The following is a 5,148-nucleotide window of genomic DNA, read 5'->3' on the forward strand; positions in this document are numbered from 1 at the left end:
CCCCCTGGCCTACAGCAACTTCCAGGCGGGCGAGTGAGGTGAGCCCGTGAAACGCACCGCCCTGACGTGGACCCTCCTCCTGAGCCTGCTGGGCCTCTCCCTGGCCCTCGCCCACGGCGGGCACGCGCACTTCGGCGGGCACGCGCACTTCGGGGTGTTCCCGGCCTGGTACAGCGCCGCCCAGGCCGAACGCGGCCGCGCCCTCAGCCTCCGGCAGTGCGCCGCCTGCCACGGCCCCCGGCTCGAGGGCCGCTACGCCCCCCCCCTGGCCGGCCCCCGCTTCCTAGCCCGCTGGGGCGGCTGCACCGCCGAGGAGCTCGCCCGCTACGTCGCCGCCCGCATGCCGCAGGGGCGGGCCGGCACCCTCAAGGAGGCCGAGGTGCTCGACCTGCTGGCCTTCATCCTCCAATCCAACGGCTACCCGGCGGGCACCAGGGACCTCGAGCCCGGGTTCTTGCCGCAGATCTGGATCCTGGGCAATCCCGGCTGAGCAGGGCCTCAGGGCGCTTCCCGCGAATACCCTGCACGGGCGCTAGGTGGGCAAGACACCCGCCGATCCCGGCGGGTGTTCGTGGGAGACGCGATCAGTTCCCGCGTTGCTCGAACGCCGCCTCGCCCGTGCGCCGCCCCTGCGCGAGCATCTGCTGCACACCCTGCAAAAGGGGGGTTGGGTGGGGTACGGTCCCCATTTGAACCCCATGGGAAACGTCTGGCAGCGGGTGAAGGAGTTTCGTCGAATGCCCCGACGGCCCTACGAAAGCCTTCAGGAGCTCGAGCAAGCGGCGATCCATGTCCTCAGGGCCCTAGGGGGTGTGGAGTTGAAGATCCTGGGGGAGGGTACTTACACGCGCAGGAGCCCAGAATCAAACCTGGGCGCAGGATCCCCGTTGCGAGAAAACCCGACCCTCATTCTGGCCCGGGGGGGGTGGTATGCGCACGCCCAGTCCGGTACGCTTCCCAAAGTTCCTCCATTGTGGAGATGCGGCGGTGGGGAAGGGGATCATAGGGGGTGAGGTTATGAACCCTAAGCAGGTTGGGCTCCCCAAGGTCCAAGACGGAAAGGCCGCAGGGGTGGACCTCCAGGGGGAGGAATCCCCTCTGGCCTGTCAAGGCGTATGAGAGGAGGGCACGGATCACCCCCCCATGGGCCACGAGAAGGAGGGTCTCCCAAGGCTTCTGTAAGAGGCGCTCGTAAGCGGGGAGCAGCCGGTCCAGGAAGTCGGCGTAGCGCTCGCCTCCCAGAAAGCGCTCTTGGAGGTCTCGGGGGTAAAAGGCCTCCCGGAAGGCCCTTTCCGGGTTGGGAAGAGCTTTTAGGGCTCCGGGGCGGATCTCCTGGAACTCGGGCCAGATCTCTACGGGGGTGTTCCTGCCCTTTAGGACAAGGGCGAGGGTTTCCTGGGTGCGGGGAAGACCCGTGTGAACGGCGAGATCCAACGGGACGGAAGCCAGCAGGGTTCTTACCGCTTCCGCCTGGACCCTGCCTCTTTCCGTGAGGCCCACCCCCTCAGGGGGGACGGGTTTCCCATGAGGGAAGTAGTCCACCTCCCCATGCCTTAAGAGCAAGAGCCGTCTTCTCATCGGTAACGCTCCAGGTACCTGGGACTGGCCACCTTGAGTTTTCTCGCAATGTGGGCTTTAAGGAAAGCGAAGGTTCCCTCCGGGGCCTCCCCGTTGCGGATCCTTTGCGCCAAAAGGCCCATAAGGTCGTGAAGGGGAGCCTCCACCCCCAGCAGAAGGGCCAGGTCCTGCCGGTCCTCTTCTTCCAGGGCCGCCCCCCAGGCGACCTCCCTCCTGGCGATGGCCAGGGCGTTGAGGGCCACCAGGGTCTGAAAGCGCAACCTGGGGTCACTCAAGCTGGGTAGGAGTTCTTGCTCCAAGAACTCGCCCAAGGCTTCCAAGAGTTCGTCGGCGCAGGGCCTATCCATGCTGCTCCAGCAGGTGGAGGAGTTCGTACTCCATTTCCGCGGCCATCCTGCCCAGGACTGCCAACTCCACGCTTCGGTCCTCTCCTCTCAGATGCCTGCGGGCCTGATTCAGGGCCCCGAGGCCCCAGCGCACGTTCCCTAAAACCTCCCACCAGAAAAGCTCCCCCTCGGTGATGTCCTGGCCCGAAAGGGCATTGTAGCACTCCAAAAAGGGGCCCACCTCACCGATCCCCCCTAAGCGCTTGGAATCTTCTCCGAACCTCCAGGCCCGTACCAAGGGCCAGGCCAGGTCCTCCCTGGGGTCGCCCAGGTGGGCGAACTCCCAGTCCAAGACGGCCACCAGGCCTTCTTTGTCCACCAAGAAGTTCCCGATGCGGAAGTCCCCGTGGACCAATACCCTGGGCCGCTCAGGAGGCGGGTGGTCCTTAAGCCAGCGCAGGCCCCACTCCAAGGCGGGATGGGGCTCCCCCAACGCATCCAGATCCGAATAAAGTTCTTCCAAAATCGAGGCCCATACGGGCTCCTTGACCCCAGGGAGAAAGGCGGCCTCCTCCAAAGGGATACGATGGATCTTGGCCAGCTCTTCCGCCATGGCCTGAGGAAGGCAGCCTCGAGCCCGGGCCAGGTCGGGGCGAGAGACCACCTTGCGGCCGATGGACTCTCCGGGAAGGCGCTCCATAAGAAAGGCCTCCCTGCCGGCGAGGTCGGGAAAGTAGTAAAGGGGTTTGGCCACCCTAACCCCATGGGCGTGGACAAGCTGCAAAAGGCGGAACTCGAGCCCCATGGGCAGGGTGCCGTGGTAGATCACCCCGCCCCCCGCCCGCCGAAGGAAAAGGGGAAGGACCTTTTCCCCCAGACGGTAGTCCAGGGCCCAGGCCTCCTTGGAGGCCCCCCCCGGAAGGCGCTGCAACGAAAGAAGCTCCCCCGGCCCAAGGATCTCCCGCAAGACGCTTTCCAGGAGTTCTTTCATGGCCTTAGACGCCTGTATAGGGCCCGCTTGCCCACCGAGGCTCGGTGCACCTCGCTGGGCCCATCGTAAATGCGGAAGGGGCGTACTTCGCGGTAAAAGATGGAGAGGGGGATGTCCTCGCTGATCCCGAGCCCTCCCGTAATCTGCACCGCCCGATCCACCGCCCGGTTCACGGCCTCAGAGACAAAGACCTTGGCCATGGAGGCCTCGTGACGGATCCTTTCTCCTCGGTCCAGTTTCCATGCAGCGTGCCAGACCATGAGCCGGGCCGCGTGAATCTCCATGTGGGTGTCGGCGATCATGAACTGGACCCCCTGGTGCTCTGCCAGACGCTTCCCAAAGGACTCCCTCACGAGGGCATACTCCTGGGCGAGCTCCGTGGCTCTGACCGCAACCCCCAGCCAGCGCATGCAGTGCGTAAGCCGGGCCGGGTCCAGGCGAAGTTCCGCATACTCAAACCCTTTTCCCACCTCCCCTAAGACCGCCTTCTCCTCCACCTCGCACCCTTCCAGGAGGAGTTCACCGTGACCCCCCACCGTCCAGTGGTCCATGGTGGGAATGGAGCGCAGGAGTTTGAGGCCTGGGGCATCCCGATCCACTAGGAAGAGGGTGGGTCCCTCCTCCGCCCGGGCCAGGACGATGAAGAAGGCAGCCCCGTCAGCCCCCGTGGTGAACCACTTGCGCCCCTCCAAAACAAAGCCCCGCCCCTTGCGCTTGGCCCTCGTCTTCAGGAGGGTTGGATCGGCCCCGGCACCCATGGGTTCGGTCATGGCGAAGCCGCTTCGCACCTCTCCGGCGGCAAGGGGATAGAGGTACCGCGTTCGCTGTTCCGGGCTGGCCACCTTGTCCAGGAGATGCATATTCCCTTCATCCGGAGCGGCGGCGTTAAGGGCCCGGGGCCCGAGGAGACTCCTCCCGGCCTCTTCTAGGACTACGGCCAGCTGGACCCAGCTGAGCCCAAGCCCTCCCAGTTCCCGGGGCATCTGGGGCAAAAAGAGCCGACGTGCCTTGGCCTCCTCCTGGAGCGCTCGAGCAATGGCCTCCAGCTGGTCAATCCGGGTTGCCGCCTCCTTCTCCTTCGGAATGACCGCTTCCTCCAAAAAGGCCCTCACCCGTTCCCGCAACCCCTCCGTCTCCCGGTCCAGACCGAAGTCCATCCGATACCTCCTTGGGGACGAAGTGCTTGGTCAAAAAGCGGTGGAAGCGGCGGATCATCCGCTCTTGGCGCTCTATGCTGGCCAGCACCTCTCCCGTTTTGGCCCACATGGCGAGGAGCTCCCCGTCGGAGAGGGGGATGTCTTCCCGCCGCCAGTCCTGGCGGTAGGTCCCATCGGGGTAGAAAACGGCCCTTTTAAGAATCATGATCTTACGAATCTCTTCCAGTGAAAACCCGAGCTGATTTAGGTCCTGAATGTCCTGAACAAGGTAAAGTGCAAACTCCGTGTAAAACTTTCGGCCTCCGTGGGTAAGGGCTCCAGGCTCCAGAAGCCCCAGGTTGGCGTAGTGCTGAACGATCCGGCGGGAAACCCCGCTCAACCGGGCGATATCGCTCAGGGTGTAGAAGGAGGGCAGAGTAGGGGCCACGGTTCCATAGTATCACAAGTCCTGTCGATTGAGGACAAACATGTTCAATCTTGACATTTGATGTCAAAGGCGCTATAGTGCTTAGCAAAGCGCCGGGAGGAAGGAATGGCGGCCTACTGGGAGGCGGAACTGGAGACCCTGCCCCGGAGACAGTTGGAAACATTGCAGCTAGAGCGGTTGCGGTTCCAGCTGGAAAGGCTCTATCAATGGAGTCCCTTTTTCCGGGAAAAGTGGGGGGGAGTGAAACCCGAGGTTCGCCACCTGGACGACCTGGCCCGCCTTCCTCTGATCACCAAGGCGGACCTCCGGGAAGAGCAGAGGCACCATCCTCCCTTGGGTCGCTATACCCTTTCCCCCCGGGACCGGTGGAGGGAGTACCATCCAAGCAGTGGCACCACGGGCCTACCGGTGGGCACAGTCTGGAGCGATCGCGATGTAGAGGGCATCGCTCAAGTGACCGCCAGGACTCTTTTTGCCTACGGCCTTCGCCCGGGAGACACCCTCCTCAACGGCTTCAGCTATGGACTGTGGGTGGCGGGTATGGCGGTGCATTATGCGGCGGCCAGGCTGGGGCTTTTCATCCTCCCGGTGGGGGCGGGGCAGACCGAGCGCCATCTCGAGGCAATGACCAGATTTAAACCCAAAGCCTTGACGGCTACCCCCTCCTTT

At 64.0% G+C, this 5,148-nt stretch carries 7 protein-coding genes and 1 pseudogene; 3 read left to right on the forward strand and 5 right to left on the reverse strand.

Annotation, left to right across the window (positions count from 1 at the left end; all coding sequences use genetic code 11):
• The first annotated feature begins 46 nt into the window (after positions 1-46).
• Entirely contained in the window at positions 47-490 is a 444-nt protein-coding gene (locus C4301_RS09210; RefSeq protein ID WP_352414787.1) for a c-type cytochrome, read from the forward strand.
• A 187-nt stretch (positions 491-677) separates the two neighbouring features.
• Positions 678-842: pseudogene (locus tag C4301_RS09215) on the forward strand (IS630-like element ISTth6 family transposase); the annotation flags it as partial.
• Between the two features lie 64 nt (positions 843-906).
• Here the strand turns inward: C4301_RS09215 and C4301_RS09220 are convergent.
• From C4301_RS09220 to C4301_RS09240, 5 genes are read right to left on the reverse strand one after another with little or no spacing between them, the layout of a single operon-like run.
• On the reverse strand, positions 907-1,578 hold the full coding sequence (locus C4301_RS09220) for a histidine phosphatase family protein (RefSeq protein ID WP_352414788.1): 672 nt from the start codon (positions 1,576-1,578) through the stop codon (positions 907-909).
• Positions 1,575-1,925, reverse strand: coding sequence for a DUF6285 domain-containing protein (locus tag C4301_RS09225; protein WP_352414789.1), 351 nt, complete (start codon positions 1,923-1,925; stop codon positions 1,575-1,577). The genes C4301_RS09220 and C4301_RS09225 overlap by 4 nt, the downstream gene beginning before the upstream one ends.
• Entirely contained in the window at positions 1,918-2,895 is a 978-nt protein-coding gene (locus tag C4301_RS09230) for a phosphotransferase family protein (RefSeq protein WP_352414790.1), read from the reverse strand. The genes C4301_RS09225 and C4301_RS09230 overlap by 8 nt, the downstream gene beginning before the upstream one ends.
• On the reverse strand, positions 2,892-4,052 hold the full coding sequence (locus tag C4301_RS09235) for an acyl-CoA dehydrogenase family protein (RefSeq protein WP_352414791.1): 1,161 nt from the start codon (positions 4,050-4,052) through the stop codon (positions 2,892-2,894). The genes C4301_RS09230 and C4301_RS09235 overlap by 4 nt, the downstream gene beginning before the upstream one ends.
• Positions 3,946-4,479 (reverse strand): MerR family transcriptional regulator, encoded by a 534-nt coding sequence (locus tag C4301_RS09240; protein ID WP_352414792.1) that lies wholly within the window; start codon positions 4,477-4,479, stop codon positions 3,946-3,948. Before C4301_RS09240 ends, C4301_RS09235 begins: the two co-directional genes overlap by 107 nt.
• A 105-nt stretch (positions 4,480-4,584) precedes the next feature.
• Between C4301_RS09240 and C4301_RS09245 the strand changes: the two genes are divergently transcribed.
• A partial coding sequence (locus C4301_RS09245) for a phenylacetate--CoA ligase family protein (RefSeq protein WP_503012422.1) occupies positions 4,585-5,148 on the forward strand: 564 nt, incomplete at its 3' end.

This window comes from Thermus sp. (genome assembly GCF_040290245.1).
In the GTDB taxonomy this organism is placed as follows: domain Bacteria; phylum Deinococcota; class Deinococci; order Deinococcales; family Thermaceae; genus Thermus_A.